The organism is Thermomonospora curvata DSM 43183 (assembly GCF_000024385.1).
Taxonomy (GTDB): domain Bacteria; phylum Actinomycetota; class Actinomycetes; order Streptosporangiales; family Streptosporangiaceae; genus Thermomonospora; species Thermomonospora curvata.
The window spans coordinates 1,693,559-1,719,449 of the sequence record NC_013510.1 but is presented as its reverse complement, the minus strand read 5'-3'; the positions used below and the strand labels follow the sequence as shown (position 1 = coordinate 1,719,449).

The window sequence follows — 25,891 nt, the reverse complement described above, 5'->3', positions numbered from 1 at the left end:
GCTCTGCACGGGATGGCCGGCAGAGCAGGTGGGGGAGTCTCATCATTGGGGAAGCATGACGTAGGCGAGGAGCTGCGGAAACTCGCTGAGAAGCCGGAGCTGGCGGAGAGAAAAGAGCAGCTTAGAGACCTCGCCGAGGCGATGAGTGATCGGAGCAAGGCCGAGCGCTGGTGCGAGGTCGACCTCTTCGCGGCGTTCTCGCCCGATGAGACGATCATCCAGCCGCTCCCTAAGAAGGCCAGCCGCAAGCACTGGGCGTCCCGTGCAGTCAAGGCCGCGCTGGCGGTCGGGCCGGTGCTGGTCTTTCTGCCCGTGTTCTTCACGTGGGTGGGGCTGCACGAGGCCACGTCCGCCTACGGCGAAGTACTAAACGACCAAGGGGTCGAGGCGGCGCGGCGGCCGTTCCTGGAGATGTGGCAGCAGGGCTTCGATGGCCGACTGCCCGGTTTCTTCCGTTTCAGCAACGTCGCCATGCTGACGGTACTGGCGATCCTCTTCCTCGTCGCCTGGACGGTGAGCGAGAACCTGCTGTACAACCGCTCCCTGGACCGTGCCGAACGCCGGCTGGTGATGCTGCGCGCCCGGCTCCGCAGGGCGCTGACCGAGGCGAGCCTGTACCTGGCACAGGTACGGCTGTCGACGCCCAGCCGTTTCAACGCTGAGCTCACCCAAGCGGCCATGCAGATCACCAAGATCGGGGAGACGGTCCGCAAGGCCCAGTCCGACCTGATGGACGCCGTGGTCTACGCCCTGGAAGCCGCGCAGAAGACCAGTGACGCCCTGGTCTCCAGCGCCAACGAGGTGCAGGGCACGACCAAGACCTTCAGCCGGCACTTCACCGAGGTGAAGTCCGCCGCCGAAACGATGACCTCCGCAGCCGACGCGATCACGCTCAAGACCGGGGAGTCCATCGAAGAGTTCAAAAAGAGCCTGCTGTCGGTGCTCGACCACGAGCTGAACCGGCTCACCTCGGCCATCCGCTCCTCCGTGGGCGAGCTACGGGACGAGGTCGGGGAACTGGTCACCGCCAGCAGCAGCATCACCCGGGCCGTCGACAGCTCCGCCGATTCGGTGCAGGCCGTGGGCGCCTCCACAGAGCGGACCGTGAAGGTGCTGACCAACCAGCTCACCGAAACCCTGGAACGCACCGCCACGGACTTCGAGCGGGCCTTCAGCCAGACCAGCTCCGAGATCCGCGCGGCCCTCGGGGATTGGGCGGACACCGCCGGGGCGCACGCCAGCCGCATCGAGCTCGTCACGGACGTCTCCGGCCGGACCGTGGACATGCTGGACCGCACCCGGGACTCCTTCGAACGGCTCGCCGCGCTGCCCGAGCAGATCTCGCAGGTCACCGGCATGGCCCTGGAAGAGACGCGGAGCACGGTGCGGGCCGAGCTCGACGAGCTCAAAGCGGCAATCGCCGAGTTCGGCAACGTCCTGCAGCAGGCCTCGCAGACGATCGCCGAGCTCGCTGACCGTCGGCAGGGCGACGCGGCATGAGACAGCGTCGGGCCTCCTTGACGATCCTGCTGGCCGGGTGGCTGTTTGCGGACATGCTCCTGGCGCTCACCATCGTCATGCTGGGCGCACAGGCGCCGCCGGAGGCCGAGGCCAAGCCCTCCGCCGGTCCCTCCCCTTCCAAAAGCCCCTGTGCCGAGCAGCTCAAGGGAGTGGAGTCCAAACCCATCAAGGCCAAGTTCACCGTCAGCCCCGCGGCCGGCGGACGAACGCTCATCGCCCAAGTCAAACGAGGGCTGCACAGGCAGGCCCCCGGCTTTTCCGGCAAGCGTGCCGGCATGGTGCTGACCTTCGGCGGAGACGGCGGCAGCGGTCAGGGGGTCGCCCTGGCGTCACGGGTGAACAGAGCCCTGAAAGAGGCGTACCCGAGCGTGTTCAGGTCCGCCGCCACCCGCAACTTCCACGACCTCGCGGCCCCCGCGGGATCGGTCTCCATGGAGATCTACTTCATCAGCTACGGCTGTGCCGAGGAAAGGCCCGTGTCATGAGCGAGCAGATACTCCCCTTCTACCTGGTGTGCGACGAGTCGTACTCGATGGCGGGCAATCCCCTTCAGGAGATCAACGACCAGCTCCCCCAGATCGTCACCGAAATCGCCAGCAACCCGACGGTCGCTGACAAGGCGAGGCTGTGCATCATCAGCTTCAGTGACACCGCTGAGGTGCTGCTGCCGCTGGCCGATCTCAACGACGTGCACCAGGTCCCCCAGCTCGCTCCCAAGGGCGCCACGTCCTACGGCGCGGCGTTCACCTTGCTGCGCGACACCATCGAGCGGGACATCCGGGATCTCAAGGCCGCCGGCCATGTCCCGTTCCGTCCCACGGTGTTCTTCCTCACCGACGGCCAGCCCACCGATTCGGACTGGGCCACCGCGCACCAGCGGCTCACCGCCAAGGACTTCGGCCCCCGCCCGACGATCCTGGCCTTCGGCTTCGGTGACGTGCGACCGGAGACGCTGCGGGCCGTCGCCACCTTCCGGGCGTTCATCGCCAACGGGGAGCTCGATCCACGTAACGCCCTGCGGGAGTTCGCCAAGCAGTTGCTGAACTCGGTGGTCTCCTCGGCGGTCGCCTCCTCGGCGGCCTTTTCTGCCAATCCCAACGCCGGGGCCCAGATGGTCTTCCCCGACCAGGTCAAGGGCTACACGGTGCTGGAGGCGGATCGCGTCTGATGGACTTCCCAGAGCCACTGGTCATAGGGCGTCCGTCACGTTTCAAGATCGAACCGGGCGAGTTGCCAAGCCTGGATGTGGCCTGTCCTGACACCGTCCTGGACGCCGCGGCAATGCCCGGTCTCGTCATTCGCGCGGTCTCGACCCGCGGCGATGCGCACCGCTACAACGCCCAGCCCCGGCAGGACGCCATGGGATTGTGGCGGATCAGCGAACGCATCGTCCTGGCCTGCGTGGCCGATGGGCTGGGCAACGCACAGCTGTCCCACATCGGTGCGATGACCGCCTGCCAGGCCGCGCGTGAGCACCTGCGCATCCGGCCCGATGAGCAGGCTGCCGACGCGGCCAGGCGTTACTTCTCCCGTATCGCCGACGCCATCGAAGCGGAGGCCGCCCGGCGCGGCGTCGCGGTCGAAGAACTGGCCACCACGTTCCTGACCGCCGTGATCCAGTTCGACGTCCACGGCTCGCCGCAGCAGGCCTGGCTGATGCGGGTCGGTGACTGCGCGGCGATGCGGCTGCACCGGGGCGTGTGGGTGTCGTGCTTCGCCAAGGAGCCGGATTATGAGGTCGCCACTTCGGCGACTCTGGCCCTGCCCGGTCACGCCGACCAAGTCGAGATCCAGCCTGTGTCACTGGACCCGGAGGACGTACTGCTGCTGTGCACCGACGGGCTCGCCAAACCCATGCGCGGCAGTGAGGTCCGCAACCAGCTGGCCGCCTGGTGGGGCTCCGGTCCCCCGTCCCTGACGGAATTCCTCTGGCAGGTCGGTTTCAAAGCCCGCACCCACGACGATGACCGGACGGCCATCTGCATCTGGAGGGTCTCCTGATGCTGGTACCGCATCCTTTGGACCGTCCGAGAAGCAGCCTGCGGCTAGAGGACGAACCGCTCGGGGAAGGCGGGCAGGGCGTCGTCACCCGAGTACTCGGCAACGAGAAGCTCGTTTACAAGGAGTACCTGCAAAACGCCGGAAGGCCCTTCGCCCCAGCTCTAGCCGAGCTCGTGGAATTCGGGCGAGGGCTGCCCAGCGCCGACAGCCGTTCCCTTTTCGAGCAAAGCGCCTGGCCACTGGCACGGGTCGTGCACAAGGGCGCGGTGACCGGTTTCCTCATGCGGGAAATCCCTCCGGAGTTCACCGGGCCGATCGGCGGCAAGAACCGACCAGTCGAGCTCCAGTACCTGCTGTACAAACCGAACCACACCTGGCAGTCCTTGCACTTGCCGGACGGGCCGGGCCGTGTTGAGATCGCCACCGCGGCAGTGCGGTTCATCGACTTCCTGCACTCTCACCGCTTCGTGCTGGGCGATATCTCCTTCCGGAATCTGCTGTGGTCCCAGACCCGTCCTTACCGGATCTTCATGCTCGACTGCGACGGTGTACGGCGGCACGGCGGCGAACCGGTCCTCCCCCAAGCGCAGACCCCCGAATGGGACGACCCCCATCTACCCAAGACCGGCCTCGACCTCGACACCGACAGATACAAAATCGCTTTGCTGGTGGGTCGGGTGCTGAGCCGCAACGCCTACGTCCGCCCGGGCCAAAAGCTGGAACTGGTAGAGGGCGTCGACTCTCACGTCGCTGACGCGGTGACCCGGCTTTTTGACCGTGCCGCGGCACCGCACGGCCTCCGCCCCACCGCGCGGGAGTGGCTCCAAGCCCTTTCCGGACGCAAGTGGATCGCGGTCAAGCCCCCACCCGTCCGGGTTCAGCAAGCCACCCCCACGAACTTGGCGCCACTAGTGACGACGAGTCAGCAGCGCATATGGCGGCCCATCAGCCTGCCCGGCCAAGCACAAGCGCCGTCCGCCTCTCCGAAGCGGGCAGTGCCCCCAGCCGCGCCAGCGCGGCCCAGGCCGAAAGTGAAATCAGTGCCGAAACCATCTTCGGCGTCCGCATCGGGTCCCCAGCCCGCATCCCTACGGAATCAGCCGGGGAAGAGCACCCAGCCCTCGCCTCCACAGGCACGGACGCCCCTGCCGGCCCGTAATACGGCGCCCGTGGCCAGGCCGAAGCTGGGGGCGCAGGTAGTGGCCTCCGCTGCTTTCGTCGAACAGCGAGCAACTCTCGGGGCGCGGGCCCGCTTCACCGACGAAGAGGTCGCCCGACTCATCGATCTCCTCATCGAGAAGGGAGGCCGCAGGTCGGTCGCCGAGTTGGCCCGGCTGCTCGGTAAGCTGCCGGATCGGATCGTCATGGAACTCGGCGGCGTGTGCCGGCTGCTCAACCTCGATGATGAACAGGTCCTCGAACTACGGGACGACGACCAGACCCTGCAGCTCAACATCCCGCTCCTCAAAGAGCAGTTCTTGGGGGTGACCTCATGAGCCGACCCAAGAAGATCAGCCCCGCCCGACGCCGCAAGGTCATCGACGCACTGGGCCGTGGCACCGTTCCGGAGCGGGACCTGGACCTTTTCGCCGTGGGCATGGAACGCTTCGCCCGACTCGACGAGGAGCTGGCCGCCGTCACCCGCGGCGGGTGGAAGTTCAAGGCGGTTCAGGGCGAGTACGGCTCGGGCAAGACGTTCTTTTCCCGCTGGCTGGCCCAGCGGGCCCGGGACAAGAACATGGCCTCCAGCGAGGTGCAGATCTCCCAGGACGTTCCGCTGCACAAGCTGAACGTCATCTACCAGCGGCTCATCAAGAACCTCACCATCGCCGAGACCTCTGAAGGTGCGTTCCGGGCCTTGGTCGAGGACTGGCTGCTGAACCTTGAGGACGAGGTGTGCGCCGCAGAAGGACTCGACCCGGCAGACCGCGACCGGGTTGAAGCAGCGGTGAACAAGCGCATCGACGTCCGGCTCAAGGAGGTCGCCGACTCGGCTCCGTCCCTGGCCACCGCGCTGCGGGCCTATCGGAAGGCACGCATGGCAGGGGACAGCGGCACCGCGATGCAACTACTGTCGTGGGTCAGCGGGGATGAGCATGTGGCCGCCTCCGTCAAGCGCCAGGCCGGCCTCAAAGGGGAGGTCAACGCCGACACCGCCTTCGGTTTCCTCCGCGGCCTGCTAATCATCCTGCGGGACTGCGGCCACACCGGACTGCTGCTGGTGTTGGACGAGCTGGAGACGATCCAGCGGCTCCGCGCCGACGTGCGCGACAAGAGCCTGGGAGCCCTCCGACACCTGATCGATGAGATCGACCGCGGTTCCTTTCCCGGGCTCTTCTTGCTCATCACCGGTACCCCCGCCTTCTTCACCGGCCCGACGGGCGTCCCCCAGCTCCCACCGCTGGCCCAACGGCTGGACGTGGACTTCGACACCGACCCCCGATTCGACTCCATGCAGAGCCACCGGCTGCGGCTCACCGGGTTCGACCTGGACAAGCTGGTGGAACTCGGCCGGCGGGTGCGCGACTTGTACGCCGAAGGCGAGCCGCAGGCCCGCGAGCGCATCAACCAACTGGTGGACGACGCCTACATTAAGGACCTGGCGACATCAGTGGCCGGGAAGCTCAGCGTCGGCACCTCGCCTCGGGTTTTCCTGCGAAGCCTGGTTTCGGACGTGCTGTTCAAGGTGGCCGAGCATCCGGACTTCAACCCCCGCGTCCACTACGCTCGGCACCGGCTCGACAATTTGACCATTGAAGAGCAGAATGCGCTGCAAGGTACCGCGTCCTCCGCGGGTGACATCGATATCGACCTGTGACGAAGCTGCATCCAACCCTCGCCTATCACCTGTCCGCTACTCTCGGCTGGCAGCAGCTGCGTCCTCTCCAGGAGGAGTTCCTAAAGAGCTTCTCTCCCGACTGCGACGCCCTACTAGTGGCCCCTACCGCTGGAGGGAAAACCGAGGCTGCCTTGTTTCCCTTGCTCACCGTCATGGCCGAGCAGGGCTGGCAGGGCTTGTCAGTGCTGTACATCTGTCCGCTGAAAGCGCTGCTCAACAACCTGGAGCCGCGGATCGCCCAGTATGCGGGCTGGCTCGGCAGGACAGTGCGGCTCTGGCACGGCGACACCTCCGTCACCAGGCGGCAGGCGATTCTACGTAATCCTCCAGATATCCTGCTCACCACTCCTGAGTCGCTAGAGTCGATGCTCATCAGCGCGAGTGTCGATCACCGGCGACTGCTATCGGGGGTGCGCAGCGTCGTCATAGACGAAGTTCACGCCTTTGCTAAAGACGACCGGGGTTGGCATCTGCTGTGCGTGCTGGAGCGCATCGCGCGCCTGACAGGCCGGCCATTGCAGCGCATCGGACTGTCAGCGACGGTGGGGGACCCCTCCGGCCTGCTGGCGTGGCTGCAAGGTGCGGGGAGGCGTCCTGCCCAGGTTGTAGAGCCAGCCATCGAGTCCGCCGTGGGTCCGCCTGAGATCGAGTTGGACCGGGTCGGCAACCTCGCCAACGCTGCAAAAATCATCTCCATGCTGCACCACGGCGAAAAGCGGCTGGTGTTTTGCGACTCCCGGCAGACCGTCGAAGAGCTCGGAGAGGCACTGCGCAAGCTCGGCGTCACCGTCTTCCTGTCGCACGCCTCACTATCGGCAAACGAACGCAGGCGCGCCGAGGAGGCGTTCAGCCAGGCCCGCGACTGCGTGATCGTCGCCACCTCCACCCTAGAGCTGGGCATCGACGTCGGTGACCTCGACCGGGTCATCCAGATCAACTCCCCATGGTCAGTGTCCTCCTTTCTACAACGGCTGGGGCGCACCGGCCGGCGGCCGGGCCAGGTGCGCAACTGCTTGTTGCTAACGCTCAGCGAAGAGGACACCCTCACCGCGGCCGGTCTGCTCCTGCTATGGAGCACCGGCTATGTGGAGCCCTCCCTGCCGCCTCCCAATCCGCGGCACATCGTTGCGCAGCAGGTCCTGGCCCTCGCACTGCAGGAGGGAGCGATCGGGGACGCTCTGTGGCGAGACTGGTGGAACGGACATTGGTTGTTCGACCCCGCTGCCACGCAGCCAATCATGCAGCATCTTCTAGCGAAGGGCTATCTGCGCCGGGACGGCCACAATCTCCTCATTGGCGAGAAGGCGGAACAGGACTTCGGGCGGCGTCATTTTATGGAGCTGATGGCTTCGTTCACAGCGCCCCCCGAATTCACCGTCCTCCAGGGTGGCAAGGAGATCGGTCGATGCGACCCCATGCTCCTCACCCGAGCGGTGCAAGGGCCGCGTCTACTGCTCCTGGCGGGGCGAACCTGGCAGGTCGACTGGATCGACTGGAAGCGCCGACGCTGCCACGTCCTCCCCATCGAGGGGACCGGTGGGATCGCCCGGTGGTCGACCACGTCGTCTTTCGCCATGTCCTTTGCATTGGCTCGGGCCATCCGTCAGGTCGTCCTGGGCGAGGATCCCCCCGTCCGGCTGACTCACCGTGCGGCCCGCGCTCTGGCAACGGCCCGCGCCGAGCTCGCCGATGTGGCGGCACCGGACCGCACGATCGTGGTGCGGTCCGGGCACGATGTGCTCTGGTGGACGTGGGCCGGCACCCGCGTCAACGCTACGCTCAAGGCGTCTCTCGGTTCTCTCGCCGACCCCTGTGCTCGTCCTGACGATCTTTACATTCGGCTTCGCAACGATTTGGACGCCGTGACCTGGCGCGAGGTCGGTCGCTCTTTGCACCGGCTAGCTGATCCCGAGGTGGACTCGCGAGCGGTGCACGGGCTGAAGTTCAGTGCAGCTCTTCCCTCCGATCTCGCCGCTTCCACGCTCGCCGCCCGGCTGGCTGACCGCGACAACGCGTGGAAAGTGCTCAACGAGCCGTGCATCTTTTCCCAGAGCGCATAACTCGGGAAGAGGAGTGCGCATTTCATTCACAAAGCTCACTCAACAGCCCGGAGCCAGCCGCTTTCGATAACCTGCGTACTGGTACTTAAACCGTACGTCACCGTTCCCACTCCTCTCTTCAACCAACCTGAGGCGCCATTAGTTCGGCTTTCTGCCGAATTTTTCAACGCGTCGTCTCCACAGGCCGCATGTGGGGACAGTCCGTCAGAAGGTCTGCTACAGCCTGTGGTGCCGCAGCTCTGGAGGCCGTCTGGACTTGCGCCCCAGTTCTCACGGAGCGGTATTACGCAAGGCGCCCGCAGGCCGAGGTGATGTTGCCGGGACCGTTTCGAGGAACGCCGCCACTCGGGCTCCCATGGCGCTTACGCTACGCACCGTCCGGGGGTCGGTCTCGTTCTCACCACATCGACGCTTTGTTTCGGCTCCTCAGTTGCAGCTGCATCGCGGTAGCACCGATCATCGTGCGCTTTTCCCGACGCGGAGACTCGAACGAGGAGGGCAACTGTAGCGATGTCCGACCGCGCGCCGCCCCAGGGCGCCAGGACGAGATTGAGCATCCCGTCCCACTCTGCGGAGACGACATGTTGAAAAGATTTCACACCTTATTATATCCAGCCTTCTTCGAAGGTTTTGTGAAGACCGAAAAGAGAGCCGGAGTGTCGCGACTTGGAGGTGAACACACAAAAACGGTGTTCAGGTCATGCCGCAGCGCCAATGGCGTCATACTTACCGTGACAGTGCCGGACCAAGGGGTGTGATGAAGGGGCAGGGGCCGCGGCCGTTTGCGCATCTGGACTCCCCGTCCGCTCCGCTCTACCGGCGGGTGATGCGAGCCTTCATGGACAACAAGCGCAGGTTCGTTGTGCATCTGCGACCTGAAGACGTCGTTGAAGCACTGCGCCAAGACGGCGGCCCTCCGGTGAGCGCGGAGGCCATTGGTGACGCGTTGGCACGGCTGGCGGAGTGGGGGAACCTGCGGGCAGATCCGGACACCGGGCGGGTGACCACGGTGGAGGACTTCTACCGGGCCCGGTATCTGTACCAGCTCAGCCGGGAAGGTGAGGCCGCGGAGCGGGCTCTGGAGGTCTACGAGAAAGAGATCGGCAGGCGTGGTGAGCTGCAGGCGGTGGCGCTGGAGGATCTGCGGGTGAGGCTGCGGTCGCTGCGTGAGCTGGCCGAGCGGTCCGATCCGGATCCGGCGATCGTGCACAGCCTGCTGTTGGAGATCTCCGGTCGGCTCGACAGTCTGGCGGCCAACGCGAGCGCGTTCATGGGGAGCCTGCAACGCACGATCGACCTGCAGGACATCGACGAAGAGGCCTTTCTGGCCTACAAGGACCGGCTGATCACCTACCTGGAACGGTTCGTCTCCGAGTTGGTGGTCAAGGCGCACGACATCGCCGCCACGCTGCGGGAGCTCACGGACGTGACGGCGTTGCTGCGGCTGGCCGCCGAGCGGGAGGCGGCCGACGTGGCGCCCGGCGCCGACGATGACCCATCCGCCGACCCCGCCGCCGACAAGCTGCGGCAGTGGCAGGAGCGCTGGACGGGGCTGCGTTCGTGGTTCCTCGGCGATCGCGCCCATCCCAGCCAGGCCGCGCTGCTGCGGCAGCGGACCCGGCAGGCGATCCTCGATCTGCTGGCCGCCGTTGGGGTGCTGGTCGAGCGGCGCGCCGGGCGCAGTGACCGTTCGGCCGACTTCCGGGAGCTGGCCCGGTGGTTCGCCCAGGCGCCCACCGAGGAGGACGCGCACCGGCTGTGGCGGGCGGCGTTCGGGCTGAGCCCGGCTCGCCACCACACCGCGCCAAGCGACGCCGAGTCGGTCCCGGCCGCCACCCGCTGGGCGGACGCCCCACCCGTGGAGATCGCGCCACGGCTGCGGGCCACCGGCCACTACCAGCGGCGCGGCCGGGCGGCCAGGGTTCGGGACCGGTCGATCGAGAAGGCATACCTGGCCCGGCAGCTGGCCGCCGAACGAGCCCAGGCCGAGGCGGCGCGCCGCCGCCTGGCGACCGGGCGTCCGGTGCTGCTCAGCGAGCTCGGCGCGCTGGACCGGGAGGAGTTCGGGCTGTTTTTGCGGTTGCTGGGAGAGGCGCTGTCGGCGGGTCCACCCGGCGCCGACGGCGTCATCCGCACCCAGACCGCCGACGGCGCCCTGGAGCTGGTGCTCCGCCCGGTCGGCGGCGGGCGCACCGCGGCCATCGCCACCGAGGACGGCACCATGTACGGGCCCGATCATGAGTTGACCATCATCAACCGGGCGGCCGCGTCATGACCGTGCTCGCCGATGTGCTGGACTCCCAGCAGGAGGAGGAGCGGCAGCGGGCGGCGCGGGCACTGCTGCGGCATCCACTGCTGACCCCGGCCCGCCCCGACCCGGCGCTCTTCGCGCTGGTCCGCAGGCATGCGGCGTGGCTGGCGGACTGGTTCGCCCGGGAGGCCGGCTGGTCGCTTCAGATGGACTCGGGTGTGGCGCGGCTCCGTAAGACCCCGGCCGGCCACGACGACGGGACCCGCGGCGCAGCCGTCAAAACCCGCTTCAGCCGCCGCCGCTATGTGCTCACCTGCCTGGCCTTGGCGGTGCTGGAACGCGCCGAGTCCCAGATCACCCTTGGCCGGCTCGCCGAACGCATCCTGCGCCTTGCCACCGACCCGCAGCTCACCGAGGCGGGCGTCACTTTCACCCTGGAGAGCGCGGAGGAACGGTCCGACCTGGTCACGGTCGCCCGGCTGCTGCTGGAGATCGGGGTGCTGGCCCAGGTGGCCGGGGATGAGCAGGCATTCGTCGCCGGCAGTGGCGACGCGCTCTATGACGTGGACCGGCGGGTGCTGTCGGCGCTGCTGATCGCGCGCCGCGGCCCGTCCACCGTGGCGGGCGCCGGCTTCGCCGACCGGCTGCGGGCCATCACCGAGGACGTGCAACCGGACACCGAAGACGGCCGTAACCGCGTCCTCCGGCACGCCGTCACCCGGCGGCTGCTGGACGACCCGGTGGTGTACTACGCGGACCTGACCGAGGAGGAGCGCACCTACCTGGACCGCCAGCGCGGCCCGCTGCTGCGGCGCATCCAGCAGGCGACCGGGCTGGTCCCCGAGGTGCGGGCCGAGGGCATCGCTTTGGTGGACCCCACGGGTGAGGCCACCGACCTGGCCATGCCCGAGGAGGGCACCGACGGCCATGCCACACTGCTGGTCGCCGAGTACCTGGCCGCCGCGCCGGCGGAGGGCCGTCCCGTCCCGCTGGATGAGCTGCACCGACACCTCGCCGCGATGGCGCAGCGCCATCGGACGCACTGGCGCAAGACCGCCGCCGAGCCGGGCGCCGAGCGGGAGTTGACCGCGCGGGCCCTGCACCGGCTCACCGCGCTCGGGCTGGTCCGGATGTCCGGTGAGCAGGTGACGGCGCTGCCGGCCATCGCCCGCTACCGCTACGCCGAGCCCACCATCGTCGGAAAGAAGGACGCATGACCTCCCCGTTGCCGGAGGCGGAACGTCGGCGCTGGCAGCCGCTGCGCTGCGGGCTGGTGGACCTGTTCTACTACGACTACCAGGAGTTCTGGTTCCGCGACGGGCGGATGCTGCTGCGCGGCAACAACGGCACCGGCAAGTCCAAGGTGCTGGCGCTCACCCTGCCGTTCCTGCTGGACGGTGAGCTGACCGCCAGCCGGGTCGAGCCCGACGGTGACCGCGGCAAGAAGATGGAGTGGAACCTGCTGCTGGGCGGTCGCTATGACGAACGGCTCGGGTACACCTGGCTGGAGTTCGGACGCCGCACCGAAGAGGGCCGGCGGGAGTACTTCACGATCGGCTGCGGGATGAAGGCCGTCACCGGACGCGGCATCGCCGACCGGTGGTTCTTCACCACCTCTCAGCGGATCGGCCGGGACCTGTTCCTGATCGGCCCGAACGACACCACGCTCCCCTTCGAACGCCTCGCCGAGGAGATCGGCACGCACGGGCAGGTCACCCGGAAGGCCGAGCAGTACCGGCGGACCATCGACGAGCGCCTCTTCCACCTGGGAGCGGACCGGTATCAGGCGCTCATCAGCCTGCTGCTGCAACTGCGCCAGCCGCAACTGTCGAAGAAACCGGACGAGGAGAAGCTGTCACAGGCCCTGTCACAGGCATTGCCTCCGGTGGACCAGGCGGTGATCAGCGATGTGGCCGCCGCCTTCCACGAGCTGGAGCAGCAGCGTGAGGAGCTGGCGGGACTGCGGGACGCCCGGACGCACCTCTCCCACTTCCTGAAGCCCTATCGCCGCTACGCCGCGGCGGCGGCCCGCCGCCAGGCGGGGAAAGTGCGCCGGGCGGCGTCCGAGCACGAGGAGGTCGGCCGCGGCCTGGCCGCCACCCGCACCGAGGCGGAGCAGGCCAGGCGGCGGGAAGAAGAGCTGCAGACTCAGGTGGAGGCCGCCAAACGTGAGCTGGAGGAGCAGAAGGCCGTCCGCGACGAGCTGACCGGCGACCCGAGGCTGAGGGACCTCAACGAGGCCGAACAGCGAGCCGAGCAGGCCGAGCAGGCCGCTGAGCGCGCCCGCAGGCACGCCGAGACGGCCGCCCGCCAGTACGGCAAACTCCAGCGCAGGCACCAGACCGCCACTCGGGCGGCTGCGCAGACCCGCGTCGAAGTGCAGGAAGCGGGCGAGCTGCTCACCGACGCCGCCCGGAGTGCCGGGCTGGAGGCCGACGACGCCCAGGTGCGAGCAGCGCTCGCGCTGCCGGACGGCCCACCGGAGGAGGAGATCGAGCCGCTGCTGCGCCGGGCCCGTCGGGCCGCCCAGACGGCGGCCGAACGGCGGGCTCGAGCCGTCGCTCACGTCACCGTGCTGGCCGAGCAGGCAGAAAAGCAGTACGAACGGCTGGTGGCGGCCCGCAGCGCCCTGGGCGAGCGGGAGCACGAACACGACATCGCCGCCGATGAGGTCGCCCAGGCCCATGCCGCGGTCTCCGAGGCGGCGTCCGCGCTGGTCGCCGCGTGGCGGTCGTATGCCGCCCGGGTCACCGAGCTGACCGTCCCCCACCCGGAGGATGTGGACCTGGCCTGGTGGGCCGAGACGTTGGAGGGAGACAACCCGGCCGAGGGCGCGCTGCGGCAGGCCGCCGCGGCGGCGGAGCGGGAGCTGGCCCGGCAGCGGGCGGAGGCCGGGGCCGCACTGCAAGCGAGCCGGGAGGAACTTGAGCGTCTCACCGCGGAACAGGACGTACTGCGCCGCGGGGAGGTGCAGCGGCCGCCGGTCCCGCTCACCCGCGGGGAGGGTGTGCGGGATGACCGGCCCGGTGCGCCGCTGTGGCGGGTCGTGGACTTCCACGACGACCTCGCCGAGGCCGAGCGCGCCGGGTTGGAGGCCGCGCTGCAGGCCTCTGGGTTGCTCGACGCCTGGATCACCCCTGAGGGACGGCTGCTCGACCCCGCCACTCACGACACCGTCCTGGTGGCGGGGAAACCCGTGGAGACCGGCGACCTCACCGGGGTGTTGCGCCCGGCCATCGACCCCGACGACCCCCAGGCCGCCGCCCTGTCGTCCGATGTTGTGGAGGCGGTGCTGCGCTCGATCGGCTTGGCCGGGCCGACGCACCCGGACGTGTGGGTGGCCGCCGACGGAAGGTGGCGGCTGGGGCCGCTGCACGGGGCCTGGTCCAAGCCCGCCGCCGAGTTCATCGGGTACGCCGCCCGGGAGGAGGCGCGGCGACGGCGCCTGGCCGAGCTGGACCTCCTCATCGATCGGGAGAAGCAGCGGATCACCGCGGCCACCACGGCGATCGAGGCCGTCAAGCAGCGGCAAGCCAGGCTCACCGCCGAGCTGCAGGACAGGCCGTCCGACCAAGAGCTGCGGAACGCCCACAGCGCATGGCGAGAGGCGCGCAGGGCTCTGCGGCGTGCCGCAGAGAAGGTGGAAAAGCAGCGGCAAGTGGTTCGGGCCGCCGAGCACGCGGCTGCGCAGGCCGCGCAGTCCCGTGACGAAGCCGCCGCCGACGTGCGCGTTCCCACCTCACTTGAGGAGCTGCGCAAGCTGGCCGAGGCGGTGAAGGCCTATACCCCGGCCGTGGAGCGGCTACTGGGCGCGCTATGGGTGCACGTCAAGCAGGTGGCGGAGCTGGCCAACTGGGCAGAGGATCTGGAGGAGGCCCGCCAAGCCCACACGACCGCCCTGGAGGAGGTCGCCAGAGCCGAACGTGAGGCCGCCGAGGCGGTCCTCCGCCGCGACACGCTGCGCAGCTCCCTGCAGGTCACCGTGGAGGAGCTGAACCGGCGGCTCACGCAGACCCGAACCCGCATCAAGGAGCTGGAATCCCACATCCCAAGGGCAGAGGAAGCGCTGCGCGAGGCCGCCAAGCAGCAGGCCCAAGCCGAGGCCCGCAAGGCGCTGCTCGAAGAAAACCTGAAAAAGGAGGCCGAGCGGCGGGACGAGGCGGTGACCGAGTTCCAGCGTTTCGCCCGTACCGGTCTGCTGGAAGTGGCTCTGTCCGACCTGAAACTGCCGGAGCAGCCGTGGGCGCCCACCACCGCCCTCCGCATCGCCCGGCAGACCGAGCAAGCACTGCAACGCGACGTCCCGATCGACGACGAGTCCTGGCGGAGCCTCCAAGACCGCACCGCCACAGGCCTTCAGAATCTCTCCGCCGCCCTCACCCGGCATGGCCACCGCGTCCAGGCCGAGCACGGGGACTGGCTCGTCGTCACCGTCCACTTCTCTGGACGCGACCGCTCCCCCGTTGAGCTGCTGAACCTCCTGGAGGGGGCGATCGCCTACCAGGAGCGGATACTGACCGCCCGGGAACGGGAGCTCCTGGAAGAGCACCTGGTCAACGAGGTGGCCAGTCATCTGCAGGAGCTGATCGGCGACGCCGAGGCCCAGGTCGAGCGGATGAACGCCGAGCTGGAGGAGCGTCCCACCAGCACCGGGATGCGGCTGCGACTGCGCTGGGAGCCGCGCCGGGACGGGCCGACCGGGCTGGCCGAGGCCCGCCGCCGGCTGCTGCGCCAGAGCGGCGACCTGTGGTCGGAGGAGGACCGCACGGCGGTCAGCGAATTCCTGCAGGCCCAGATCGAGGCGGTGCGCTCCCGCAACGAGCAGGGCACCTGGCACGACCATCTCCGGGAGGCGCTGGACTACCGGTCCTGGCACCGTTTCTTCATCGACCGCCGCTCCGATGACCGATGGCGTCCGGCGTCCGGGCCGGCCTCCGGCGGGGAACGGGTGCTGGCGGTGTCGCTGCCGCTGTTCGCCGCCGCCTCCGCCCACTACCGCTCCGCGCATCCGGACGCGCCCCGGCTGGTCATGTTGGACGAGGCGTTCGCGGGCGTGGACGATGACGCGCGCCGCAAATGCCTGGGCCTGCTGGCGGCCTTCGATCTGGACGTGGTGATGACCAGCGAACGGGAGTGGGGTTTTTACTCCACCGTCCCCGGCATCGCCACCCACCACCTGGTCCGCCGTGACGGCATCGACGCCGTGCACGTCACGACCTGGGAGTGGGACGGAAGCAGCCGCACCATGGTCGAACGCGACTATGCGGCCCGTCCCCCGGCCTCCGTTCCGTCCGACGAACAGGCGCTGTTTTGATGGATGGGCAAAGGCTGCGGCGGGTGCTGGGCGATCCCGCTCTGAAACGCCTGGTCGAACGGCTCGTCCAGCGGTTGGAGCACGGCCGTCCCCTCACCGGGCCGGTGCGGCTGGAGCGTCCCTCCGAGGCCGAGCGGACCGCCGTCGCCCGGCTGCTGGGACGCCGCCCCGGCCGGGGCTCTTCGCTGTCGGTGCCGTTGGAGGCGTTGGAGGAGGCGCTGCGCCGAGCCGGACTGGCCGACGACCTGCGCAGCGCTGTCGAAGCGGTCGCCGGCCCGGTCGTCCCCCGCGCCGAACGGCAGGCCGCCGAGAGCGCCCGCCGCCGGGCCGCGCTGACCCGGGCCCGGCGGAGCCGGCATGCAGGTGAGCCGTGGTTCCAGGAGTGGCTGGAGGGCATCGCCACCGACGGCACCCTCACCAGGCTGCTCGGCCGCGGCGAAGACGATCTGCTCGGCCGGGCCGCGGCCGTATTGGACCTGCTGCCGGCCGACACTCTGCCACTGCCGGTGCTGGCCGAACGCGCCACCGGCGACACCAAGGCCCTATCGCGGGGACCGCTGGCCGGGCTGGTGCTGCGTGCTCTGGCCCTGCGGACGGCGCTCCCCGTCCCCCGTACCCGCCTGGCGGAACGCGAGCTGTGGGAGACCGCCGGGGTGGTCGTGGACGACCTGGCCAGCCAGGTGCTGGTCCTCGGCCTGACCGCCACTGGTTCTCCCCTGGGCGAGTGGTTGACCGGGGCCGCCGCGGCCCGCGTCCCCTTCCGCATCACCCTCCACCAGCTCATCACCATGCCGATCACGGTGACGTCCCCCGCGGTATGGGTATGCGAGAACCCCTCCGTGCTCCGCGCCACGGTCACCGTTCCCACCGATGCGGCCCTCATCTGCACCGAGGGCATCCCGTCCGCCGCTTGTCACCGACTGCTGAGCCACTGCGCCGGGCGCCCCGTCCACTGGCGCGGCGACTTCGACTGGACCGGTCTGCGCACCACCGCCATGGCTCTCGACCGCTACGGCGCCGTCCCCTGGCGGATGAGCACCGCCGATTACAACTCCGCCCTGGCAGCCGGAGACTCCGAGCCGCTACGAGGTACCCCCTCCTCCAGCCCGTGGGACCCGTCCCTGGCGACCCGCATGCACGAAACCGGCCGTGCCGTCATGGAGGAACGCCTCATCCCCGCCCTCCTCACCGACTTGACGGCTTGAGCGGCTGCCCCAAGGCGCCCCTCAAGCCCCGTGGACGGGAGAGGGAAGCCTGTATCCCGGGCACCGCCGCAAAGCTCCCCGGCCCGGCAGGCTTCGCCCGCGAACACTCGCGTGGTTTCACTCACGGAGGCTTTCCATGAGGTGGATGAGGAACCGTGCCATACCGCCTCCCGCCAGGGCTGAAGCATTTTCAGAGCGCTTCCGCCACGTGGTCTTGGAGTCTGGGGCGGGAGCCTTGCGACATCCGCTGCGGCGCCCTTACCGGCCGCCGCCTCGTCCCCAAACGTCCCCTGCCCGACCTGCGGAAACGACGTGGTAGAAGCGACCGGTGCACGTTGGCCGGAGTGTCGCTCACCGGGACGTCATGTTGCCCGGATGACCCTGCATGCCCGGGCCGGGTCGCAGGTGCTTCAGGCCTAGGAGCCGAGTTCGGGGAGGTTCTTGGCCAGGGGGACGAACTCGGACACCGACAGCAGACCGTCGCCGTCGGTGTCGTACTCGGTGAACAGGGCCTTGACGATGCCGGACAGGTCGTTGACCTCGGAGGCCGAGAACATGCTCGCGATCGCGGCGGTCACCTCCTCCACGGTGAGCTGCCCGTCACCGTTGGTGTCGTAGCGGGCGAACACCGCTTCGTACTGGTCGGCCATGGTTTTCCCCCTCGCGCAGGCGATCGTGGCCCTGATCGTAGTCACTCTGGAAAGGCGGTTTGGTCCGCTCTGGATGGGAAGCGGTGTGGTTCAGGTCGCGTCCGGGTGTCCCGTTCTCCCGGCAAGAGGAGGCGAGAAAGGCCCGCTTGACGGGGCGGCCGACGCGTGCCGGCAGCGGAAGGCAGGGCCTTGATGGCTGGGTTTCCCGCTGGTTCCGGCGGCGGCCGGTCTCGATGTGGGGGCCGACCGCCGCCGGTGGGTCAGCTCTTGGTCAGGCGTTCGCGTAGGACGGGCTTGAGGACCTTGCCGGAGGCGTTGCGCGGCAGGACGTCGATGATCTCCAGGGAGGTGGGGAGCTTGTAGCGGGCCAGTTTGCCGGAGGCCCACTCGCGGAGTTCCTCGATGGTCAAGGTGGTCTGCGGGTCGCGCAGGACGACGAAGGCGACCGGGGTTTCGCCCCAGTGGGGGTGGGGGCGGCCGACCACGCTGACCTCGGCGATGGCCGGATGGCCGGCCAGGACGTTCTCCACCTCGGCGCAGTAGATGTTCTCCCCGCCCGAGATGATCATGTCTTTGACGCGGTCGACGACGTAGATGAAGCCTTCCTCGTCGGCCCGCACCAGGTCGCCGGAGTGGAACCAGCCGCCGCGGAAGGCTTCGGCGGTGGCCTCGGGGTTGCGCCAGTAGCCCTCCATCAGGGACGGCCCCCGGTAGACGATCTCGCCGACCTCGCCGACCGGGACGTCGTTCATGTCGGAGTCGACGATGCGGGCGGCGACGGTGGGGACCGGGCGGCCGACCGAGCCGAGCTTGCGCAGCGCGTCCTTGCCCTGCAGCACGCAGGTGACCGGGGACATCTCCGTTTGGCCGAACAAAGCGACGTTGGAGGCGTGCGGGAACACTTCGGCCATGCGCCGCAGCAGCGTGTCGCTGGCGGGGGCGGCGCCCCACGACATCACGCGCAGCGCGCTCAGGTCGCGCTTGGGGACGCTGGGGTCGTCGCACAACGCCTGCCACTGGGTGGGGACGAGGAAGACGGTGGTGACCTTCTCCCCCTCCAGCAGGTCGAGGATCTCCCCGGAGTCGAAGGGGCGGGTGGGGGCGATCACGATGGTCGCGCCGATCAGCAGGGCGGGCACCACCGAGCCGATCGCGCCGATGTGGAACAGCGGGGAGGCGACCAGGTTGACCTCGCCGTCGTCCACCCAGCCGAACGCCCGGATGATCGTCAGCGCCTGGGCGTGCAGGTTCTGGTGGGACAGCACCGCGCCCTTGGGCCGGCCGGTGGTCCCGGAGGTGTACATGATCAGGGCGGGGGACGATTCGGGGACGTCCACCGGGTCGTGGTCGGGGCCGGTCTCGGCGATCAGGTCCTCGTACGCCTCGGCCTGCGGCCAGGGCTCGGACGGGGATACCGTGACCACGGTGAGGTCGTGGCCGATCTGCTCCACGGCCTGGCGGGCGGGGCGGTCGGCCAGGCCGTCTGCGACCATGAGCTTGGCTTCGGAGTTCTCCAGGACGTAGGCGATCTCCGGGGCGGTCAGCCGGAAGTTGACCGGGACGGCGATCGCCCCGAGCCGGGTGGCCGCCAGCATCGCCTCGATGAATTCCGGGCGGTTGCCGGTCAGCAGCGCCACCCGGTCGCCGAAGCCCACTCCCCGGCGGGCCAGCGCGTTCGCCAGGCGGTGCACCCGGTCGCGCAGCTGCCGCCAGGTCGTCGTGCGGCCCTCGAAGCGCAGCGCCGCCTGGTCGGGGACGGCGAAGGCATGCCGTTCCAGGTGCGTGTTCCAGTGCTGCCGCCGCCAGGACAAGGGGGCCGATACCGGATCTGCCGCCACGTCTCCTCCCATCACCAGACCGACCAGGACAGTATCCAGCGCCCGCCAGTAAGGGATTACTGGACCCCCTGGGCGGCGCCGCGCCTCAAAGAGCGGTCTCGCGGACGCGCCGGACCTGCGGGAACACCCGGGCTCCCCGGCCGGAGGGCGGTACCATGAAGGGAAATTAGTTGACACTGACTATTTGGTGTCTGATAGTTGATCCTGACTATTGGAGGTGGAGGCATCGGTGGCAAAGCGACGCAAGGTGAGCAACCCGTTGGCGCTGGCCGTGCTCGCCTGGCTGACGTGGGAGCCGATGCACCCCTATGAGCTGGGCCGGCGGCTGCAGGAGAGCGACCAGGACCGCAGCATCCCCTACAACCGGGGGTCGCTCTACATGGTGGTCAAGCAGCTGGCCAAGGCGGGGTTCATCGTCGAGCAGCAGACCGTCCGCGACACCCAGCGGCCCGAGCGCACGATCTACGCCATCACCCCGCAGGGGCGGGCCGAGCTCCACGACTGGATGCGTGAGCTGGTGGCCCGGCCGCAGGAGGAGTACCCGCTGTTCGGGGTGGCGCTGTCGCTGCTGGTGGTGCTGCGTCCCGAGGAGACCGTGGAGCTGCTCGGCCAGCGGCTGGAGGCCTTGAGCGCCCAGGCCGAGGAGACCCGCGCCCGCATCCGGGGCGCCACCGAGCAGGGGGTCGCCTGGGTGTTCCTGGTGGAGGAGCAGTACCGGCTCGCCCTGCTGGAGGCCGAGATGCGCTTCGTCACCGAGCTTCGGCGGGACCTGGCCCGGCCCGACTACGTCCGGCAGTGGGAAGAGAGATTCGGGAGCCGACCATGACGGCAGCAAAGACCGCGCTGGTCATCGGAGGCGGCATCGCCGGCCCGGCCACGGCGATGGCGCTGCGGAAGGCGGGCATCGAGGCGACGGTGTACGAGGCGTACCCGAGCACCGCCGACGGGGTGGGCGTCACGCTGGCGGTCGCGCCGAACGGCATCGCCGCCCTGGAGGTCATCGGCGCGGCCGAGGCGGTGCGCGGCGTCGGCCAGCCGATGAACCGGTCGATCATGGCCGATGGGCGGGGCAGGAGGCTCGCCGAGCTGCCCGGCCTGGAGGGCCTGCCGCCGAGCCTGGGGCTGTGGCGGGACGACCTGTGCCGCGCCCTGCACGAGACGGCCGAACGGCAGGGCGTGCGGATCGAGTACGGCAAGCGCCTGGTGCGCGTCCACGAGGAGCCGGGCGGCGTCACCGCCGAGTTCGCCGACGGAACCACCGCCACCGCCGAGGTGCTGATCGGCGCCGACGGCATCCGTTCCACGGTGCGCCGCTTGATCGACCCGCACGCCCCCGAGCCCGAACGCGCCAAGCTGCTCAACTTCGGCGCGGCCGCCGACATCGCGGTGCCGGCCGAGCCCGATGCGATGTACTTCGTGTTCGGCAGGCGGGGCTTCTTCGGGTACTGGGTGCAGCCGGACGGCCGCACCGCCTGGTTCGCCAACGTGCCGCACGACCGGCCGATGCCGGGACGGCAGGCCCGGCAGACCGCCAAGGCCGAGTGGATGCGGCGGTTGAAGGAGGTCTACGCCGACGACACCCCCGCCCGCGACGTGCTCGACCACACCGACCCGGAAAAGCTCGTGGTGCTCGGCTCGCTGGAGAACATGCCGAAGGTGCCGTGCTGGCATCGCGGCCGCATGGTGCTGGTGGGCGACTCGGCCCACGCCCCGTCCTCCAGCTCCGGCCAGGGCGCCTCGATGGCGCTGGAGAGCGCGGTGGAACTGGCGCGCTGCCTGCGCGACCTGCCCGATCCCGCCGCCGCCTTCGCCGCCTACGAGCGCCTGCGCCGCCGCCGGGTGGAAAAGGTCATCGACCGCGGCGCCAAGACCAACGACAGCAAGGCGCTCGGACCGTTCGCCAAGACCGCGATGCGGCTCATGATGCCGATCCTGACCAGGACGTTCCTGACGCCGGAGCGGATGCTCGGCGCCGAGCAGCGCTACCGGATCGACTGGGACGCCCCGGTGACCGCCCCGGCCCTGCAACCGGCCGGCGGCCGGATCTAGGGCTCACCGGCGCAGTCTCCCCTCGCGCCGGCGGCGCACCCGGGGAATCCAGTGCGTTCATCCGGCGGCGCTTCGAACGCCGCCCAAGCGATGGTCTCGGCCGGGTTCGCCCGGAGCAGAAACGGAACTGGACGCCGATATTCCGGCATGTGACGATCCCAGGCGGATAACGGGAGGTTTCGGTCATGCCGCCTGGGGAGCCCGCGCTGCTGGAACGCGACGGCGCGCTGCGGTCGCTGGCGGCGGCGCTCGCCCGGCCGCCGGTCATCGTGGTGGTGGAGGGCGAGCCGGGCATCGGCAAGACCAGCCTGGTGCACCGGGCGCTGGCGCAGGCGGCACCGGACGCCCGCCGCCTGGTGGGGGCGGCGCACCCCACCCTGACCGGCTGCCCGCTGGGGCCGGTGATCGAGGCGGTCGCCGCCGCCCGCCCGGCGCCCGCGCGTCCGCTGAACGCGGTGACGGGGGCGCTGCGGCCGGTGCTCCCCGACCTGGCCGGGGTGCTGCCGCCGCCCCCGCCGCCGCTGCCCGACCCCCACCTGGCCCGCCACCGGCTGGTGCGGGCCATGGCCGCGCTGCTCGCCGGGCTGGGTCCGGCCGTCCTGGTGCTGGAAGACCTGCAGTGGGCCGACCGGGCCACGCTCGAACTGGTCCGGATGCTGGGGGCGCGGCCGCCGCCGGAACTGTCGGTCGTGGTCACCTGCGCGCCTCCGGCGGCCCTCACCGAGGCCGGGCCGGACGCCGTCCGCCTGCGCCTGCCGCCGCTGTCGCCGGACGGCACCCGGCGGCTGGCCGAGGCGGTGCTGGGCGAGCCGGAGACGACGCTGCCCCGCCACGTCGCCGACGTGCTGCACGCGCGCAGCGCAGGGGTGCCGCTGGCGGTGCGGGAGGACGTGCGGCTGCTGCGGCGCCGCGGGCTGCTGCGGCCGGTGGACGGCCGCTGGGTTTTGGGCGCGCAGGAACTGGCGGAGGCGGTCCCGCCGCGGATCGCCGCCCAGGTGCTGGCACGGATCGGGCGGCTGGAGGGGGCGGGAGCCGCCGCGCTGGAGGCCGCGGCGGTGCTGGCGGAGGCGGCCGAGCCCGAGCCGGTGGCCGCGGTCGCCGGGCTGGACGCCGACCGGGCCTGCGCCGCGCTCGCAGAGGCCGTCCGGCACGGGCTGCTGCGCGAGCAGGACACCGGCGGCACGGCGGTGCGCTTCCGCCACGAACTGGCCCGGCTGGCCGTCTACCGGGCGATCCCCGGGCCCCGGCGGCGCAGGCTGCACGCTCTCGCCGCGCGCGAGCTGGCCCGCAGCGGCCGCACCGGGCTGCTCGTCGCGGCGGCAGAGCACCACCGGCGGGCCGGTGACGTGCCGGGCTGGGCGGCGTGCGCGGCGGCCGCCGCGGAACGGGCCGCCGCCGAGGGGGCCTTCGAGACCGCCCACGCCCTGCTGCAGGAGGTGCTGCGGGCCGGTGCGGTCACCGGGGACCGGCGCACCGAGCTGGCGGTCAGGCTGGGCTGGGCCGCGCCGGGCTGCGCCGACCGCGCCGGCACGACCGCCGCGCTGCTGGCCGACGCCCGCCGCCGTGCCGCCGCACCGGAGCGGCGGGCCGAGCTGCTGGTGCTGTGGGCCTGGTCGCTGCTGGACGGCGGCGCCTCCCGGCGGGAGATGGAACGCGCCGCGGCCGAGCTGTACGTCCGGCTCGGTGCGTTGATGCCGTACCCGGAGCTGTATGCGATCGCCCTGACGGTGCTGGCCGCGCCCGACCGCCTGCCGGGGCACGCCCTGCCGGTGCAGCTGGGGTACCTGGACCGGGCCCGCGCGGCGCTCGCCCAGACCGCCGACCCGATGGCGCACGCGGCCGTGCTGACCGGCACCGCGCATTCGCTGCTGGCCTGCGGCGACCCCAAAGGCTGGGCGGCGGCCGAGGCGCTGCCGGATCGCACCGACCGGCCGGAGGTGAACCGGCAGCTGCTGCGCGGCCTGCTGGACCTGGCCGAGGCCGCCCTGCACCTGGGGCACTATGCGCGCGGCCTGGAGTTCCTCGAACGCGGGCGCCGCCTGGCCGCCGCCACCCGCATCACGGTCCACGGCCCGCGGCTGCGGGCCATCGCGCTGCGGATCCGCTGGACGATGGGCCAGGCCGACGCCGCCGAGGGGCCGCAGGAGCCGCCGAGCCGGCAGAGCCTGGCCCTGCGGCTGGTGTCGGCGCAGATCTGCGCGGGCCAGGGCCGGATGGAGGAGGCGCGGCGGGCGCTGCGCGCGGTCGCCGAGGAGGCCCACGAGATCGGGGAGCTGGCCGTCGCGGCCCATGCCGTCGCCGAGCTGAACAAGGCGGCGCTGAGCGCGGTGCACCGGCGGGCGGGGCGGGCGCTGGCCCGCCGGGTGCTGGCCGAGCTGGCGGGCAAGCAGATCTGGGTGTGGGCCGCGCCGCTGCTGCCGTTCGTCCCGCTGGACCTGGTGGAGGCGGTGCTGCCCCGCTACCGCGAGGCGCTGGCGGGACGGGACGCGCCGCTGGCCCGCGCCGCGCTCGAGCTGGCCGAGGCGCGGCTGAGCGAACGGCGGGGCGATGCGGAACGGGCGGCGGCCGGTTACCGCAGCGCCCGCCGCCGGTACGCCGCGCTGCCCGACCCGCGGATGGCGGCGCAGGCCTGCCTGGGCGAGGCGCGCTGCCGCCTGGCGGCCGGGCAGGCCGTGGACGCCGAGCTGCTGCGCCGCACCTGGCGCACCCTCACCGAGCTGGGCGAACTCCGCGACGCCGACCGGCTCAAGCAGCTGATGCGCACGGCGGGCCTGCCGGTGCCGCACCGGCGCGGCCGGCCCGGCTACGGGGACCGCCTGTCGCCGCGGGAGCAGGAGATCGCCGCCCTGGCGGCCTCGGGGCGCACCAACGGGGACATCGCCGCGGCCCTGTGCCTGGCCGAGCGCACGGTCAAGTACCACTTGGCCAACGCCATGCGCAAGCTCCAGGTCAGCAACCGCCGGCAGCTGCGCGACGCGCTGGAGGCCGGTGCCTCGCACATCTGCCGGTGCGCCCGGTGCGGCCGCGGACTAAACCCGTCCTGAAAGGACGGGTCATCAGGCTAGTCAAGCCGCCGATTATGAATTCGATTCACGTTCGTCGCGGGTCGCGCCCCACCCCCGACGCGGCCCCGGCCGGCGCACGCCCCGAGGAGGATCCTGTGAGAACCCCCGCTCTGCTGGCCGCGCTCTCCACCGCGGCCGCCGCCGTCGCCCTCACCGCCACTCCGGCCCACGCGGCCCCCGGCCACGTGGACGGCACCGTCACCGCCGCCGGTGTGACGTGCACCTGGTCCAACGCGGTCACCAGCGACACGCCGCCCAACACGCTGACGATCGACCACACAACGGTCAGCCCGTCCTGCAGCACCTCCGGCATCACCGTCACCCTGGGCGCCAGCCCCACCGTCACCTTCAACGACGCGGCCGGCACCGCCTTCTCCCCGCAGGTCGTCGTCAACGTCACCGCCCCGATCGTGGGCACCTGCCGCTACCAGGTGGTCAACCTCACCGTCTACCGGGTGGGCACGAGCCGGACCTACACCGGGTCGAACCTGACCGCCACCGAGCTGTCCCCCAGGCGCCTGCTGTGCCCGGACAGCCAGACCGTCGACTCGGTCCAGTTCACCTTCCACTGATCCTTCTCAAGCGCGTGGTCTCAGGTGCCGGAGACGGGCCTCGATGATGCCCGGTGCCGCAGCGCACCCGTCCCGGCCCGCGGAGACGGCGTGCTCGACAAGGGTCCACCGAGCCTTTTCAACATGTGGCCCTGGAAGGCGGGGACGGGAGCCCGAACGGTGTTCGAGGCCATGACGTTGCAGGTCACGGCACCGTCCCTGACTGCGACGTCCCCGTCTCGACCTGCGGGAACGGCGTGTTGAAAAGGCTCACCGATCGGCACCCGGTGCCGGGCGGCCGGGACGGAGCGGGAGCGCCCGGGGCGTGACATCCCGGGGCACGGTATCGCCGCCGAGTGCGCCCCGCCCGTCCCCGGCCCGCGGGGCCGCGTGTCGATCACGACTCACCGATGAGCCTCTTCCGGCACGCGCCCTCAAGGGCGGGAACGAAAAGCCCGGCGGCGCCCGGCTCGCATCGTCCCCGCCCCGCGGCAAGGGGCGCCCCGGAAAAGGCCCGCCGAGCGCCGTGCGGGGCCGTGCCCCCGCA

The 25,891-nt window shown here is 70.5% G+C and carries 17 protein-coding genes; 15 read left to right on the top strand and 2 right to left on the bottom strand.

Features of this window, described 5'->3' with window-relative positions; translation table 11 throughout:
• Positions 1-141: 141 nt before the first annotated feature.
• The 11 genes from TCUR_RS07375 (at position 142) to TCUR_RS07325 (ending at position 17,191) form a co-directional block, all read left to right on the top strand.
• Positions 142-1,500, top strand: a complete 1,359-nt coding sequence (locus tag TCUR_RS07375) for a coiled-coil domain-containing protein (protein ID WP_041439397.1) — start codon at positions 142-144, stop codon at positions 1,498-1,500.
• A 17-nt stretch (positions 1,501-1,517) separates the two neighbouring features.
• Entirely contained in the window at positions 1,518-2,006 is a 489-nt protein-coding gene (locus TCUR_RS07370; RefSeq protein ID WP_245537004.1) for a hypothetical protein, read from the top strand.
• Positions 2,003-2,689 carry a vWA domain-containing protein gene (locus TCUR_RS07365; protein ID WP_012851861.1) on the top strand — a complete coding sequence of 229 codons (687 nt, stop codon included), beginning with the start codon at positions 2,003-2,005 and terminating at the stop codon, positions 2,687-2,689. The genes TCUR_RS07370 and TCUR_RS07365 overlap by 4 nt, the downstream gene beginning before the upstream one ends.
• Positions 2,690-2,802: 113 nt before the next feature.
• On the top strand, positions 2,803-3,522 hold the full coding sequence (locus TCUR_RS07360) for a protein phosphatase 2C domain-containing protein (RefSeq protein ID WP_041439396.1): 720 nt from the start codon (positions 2,803-2,805) through the stop codon (positions 3,520-3,522).
• Positions 3,522-5,018: a polyadenylate binding domain-containing protein gene (locus TCUR_RS24765; protein WP_012851859.1), complete on the top strand. Its 1,497-nt coding sequence runs from the start codon at positions 3,522-3,524 to the stop codon at positions 5,016-5,018. The genes TCUR_RS07360 and TCUR_RS24765 overlap by 1 nt, the downstream gene beginning before the upstream one ends.
• A complete protein-coding gene (gene brxD / locus TCUR_RS07350) occupies positions 5,015-6,340 on the top strand; it encodes a BREX system ATP-binding protein BrxD (protein ID WP_012851858.1) in 1,326 nt (441 codons plus the stop codon). Before TCUR_RS24765 ends, brxD begins: the two co-directional genes overlap by 4 nt.
• Positions 6,337-8,421: a DEAD/DEAH box helicase gene (locus tag TCUR_RS07345; protein WP_012851857.1), complete on the top strand. Its 2,085-nt coding sequence runs from the start codon at positions 6,337-6,339 to the stop codon at positions 8,419-8,421. The genes brxD and TCUR_RS07345 overlap by 4 nt, the downstream gene beginning before the upstream one ends.
• Positions 8,422-9,121: 700 nt before the next feature.
• Positions 9,122-10,696 carry a TIGR02677 family protein gene (locus tag TCUR_RS07340; RefSeq protein WP_425358354.1) on the top strand — a complete coding sequence of 525 codons (1,575 nt, stop codon included), beginning with the start codon at positions 9,122-9,124 and terminating at the stop codon, positions 10,694-10,696.
• Complete coding sequence (locus tag TCUR_RS07335; protein ID WP_012851855.1) at positions 10,693-11,889, top strand: TIGR02678 family protein; 1,197 nt, start codon at positions 10,693-10,695, stop codon at positions 11,887-11,889. Before TCUR_RS07340 ends, TCUR_RS07335 begins: the two co-directional genes overlap by 4 nt.
• Positions 11,886-15,986 carry a TIGR02680 family protein gene (locus TCUR_RS07330; protein WP_012851854.1) on the top strand — a complete coding sequence of 1,367 codons (4,101 nt, stop codon included), beginning with the start codon at positions 11,886-11,888 and terminating at the stop codon, positions 15,984-15,986. Before TCUR_RS07335 ends, TCUR_RS07330 begins: the two co-directional genes overlap by 4 nt.
• On the top strand, positions 15,986-17,191 hold the full coding sequence (locus TCUR_RS07325; protein WP_012851853.1) for a TIGR02679 family protein: 1,206 nt from the start codon (positions 15,986-15,988) through the stop codon (positions 17,189-17,191). The genes TCUR_RS07330 and TCUR_RS07325 overlap by 1 nt, the downstream gene beginning before the upstream one ends.
• A 416-nt stretch (positions 17,192-17,607) precedes the next feature.
• On the opposite strand, the gene TCUR_RS07320 is transcribed toward TCUR_RS07325, so the two are convergent.
• Positions 17,608-17,841, bottom strand: a complete 234-nt coding sequence (locus TCUR_RS07320) for an EF-hand domain-containing protein (RefSeq protein ID WP_012851852.1) — start codon at positions 17,839-17,841, stop codon at positions 17,608-17,610.
• Positions 17,842-18,101: 260 nt separating this feature from the next.
• On the bottom strand, positions 18,102-19,679 hold the full coding sequence (gene fadD5, locus TCUR_RS07315) for a fatty-acid--CoA ligase FadD5 (RefSeq protein ID WP_012851851.1): 1,578 nt from the start codon (positions 19,677-19,679) through the stop codon (positions 18,102-18,104).
• Positions 19,680-19,908: 229 nt separating this feature from the next.
• Here fadD5 and TCUR_RS07310 point away from each other — a divergent pair, with 229 nt between their 5' ends.
• The 4 genes from TCUR_RS07310 to TCUR_RS07295 all read left to right on the top strand — a co-directional run bounded on the left by TCUR_RS07310 (position 19,909) and on the right by TCUR_RS07295 (position 25,365).
• Positions 19,909-20,505 (top strand): PadR family transcriptional regulator, encoded by a 597-nt coding sequence (locus TCUR_RS07310; protein ID WP_012851850.1) that lies wholly within the window; start codon positions 19,909-19,911, stop codon positions 20,503-20,505.
• Positions 20,502-21,728, top strand: coding sequence for an FAD-dependent monooxygenase (locus tag TCUR_RS07305; protein WP_012851849.1), 1,227 nt, complete (start codon positions 20,502-20,504; stop codon positions 21,726-21,728). Before TCUR_RS07310 ends, TCUR_RS07305 begins: the two co-directional genes overlap by 4 nt.
• Before the next feature lie 185 nt (positions 21,729-21,913).
• Positions 21,914-24,772: an ATP-binding protein gene (locus TCUR_RS07300; protein WP_012851848.1), complete on the top strand. Its 2,859-nt coding sequence runs from the start codon at positions 21,914-21,916 to the stop codon at positions 24,770-24,772.
• A 116-nt stretch (positions 24,773-24,888) separates the two neighbouring features.
• The gene (locus TCUR_RS07295; protein ID WP_012851847.1) at positions 24,889-25,365 is read left to right on the top strand and encodes a hypothetical protein; all 477 of its coding nucleotides are present in this window, start codon (positions 24,889-24,891) and stop codon (positions 25,363-25,365) included.
• The last annotated feature ends 526 nt before the right edge of the window (positions 25,366-25,891 follow it).

What these genes read in the sequence shown, in the direction of transcription:
- TCUR_RS07325 (WP_012851853.1), top strand. Translation starts at nt 15,986, where the DNA reads ATGGATGGGCAAAGGCTGCGGCGGGTGCTGGGCGATCCCGCTCTGAAA.
- TCUR_RS07320 (WP_012851852.1), bottom strand. Translation starts at nt 17,841, where the DNA reads ATGGCCGACCAGTACGAAGCGGTGTTCGCCCGCTACGACACCAACGGT.
- TCUR_RS07300 (WP_012851848.1), top strand. Translation starts at nt 21,914, where the DNA reads ATGCCGCCTGGGGAGCCCGCGCTGCTGGAACGCGACGGCGCGCTGCGG.
- TCUR_RS07340 (WP_425358354.1), top strand. Translation starts at nt 9,122, where the DNA reads ATGCCGCAGCGCCAATGGCGTCATACTTACCGTGACAGTGCCGGACCA.
- TCUR_RS07375 (WP_041439397.1), top strand. Translation starts at nt 142, where the DNA reads ATGAGTGATCGGAGCAAGGCCGAGCGCTGGTGCGAGGTCGACCTCTTC.
- TCUR_RS07365 (WP_012851861.1), top strand. Translation starts at nt 2,003, where the DNA reads ATGAGCGAGCAGATACTCCCCTTCTACCTGGTGTGCGACGAGTCGTAC.
- TCUR_RS24765 (WP_012851859.1), top strand. Translation starts at nt 3,522, where the DNA reads ATGCTGGTACCGCATCCTTTGGACCGTCCGAGAAGCAGCCTGCGGCTA.
- brxD (WP_012851858.1), top strand. Translation starts at nt 5,015, where the DNA reads ATGAGCCGACCCAAGAAGATCAGCCCCGCCCGACGCCGCAAGGTCATC.
- TCUR_RS07335 (WP_012851855.1), top strand. Translation starts at nt 10,693, where the DNA reads ATGACCGTGCTCGCCGATGTGCTGGACTCCCAGCAGGAGGAGGAGCGG.
- TCUR_RS07330 (WP_012851854.1), top strand. Translation starts at nt 11,886, where the DNA reads ATGACCTCCCCGTTGCCGGAGGCGGAACGTCGGCGCTGGCAGCCGCTG.
- TCUR_RS07305 (WP_012851849.1), top strand. Translation starts at nt 20,502, where the DNA reads ATGACGGCAGCAAAGACCGCGCTGGTCATCGGAGGCGGCATCGCCGGC.
- TCUR_RS07360 (WP_041439396.1), top strand. Translation starts at nt 2,803, where the DNA reads ATGCCCGGTCTCGTCATTCGCGCGGTCTCGACCCGCGGCGATGCGCAC.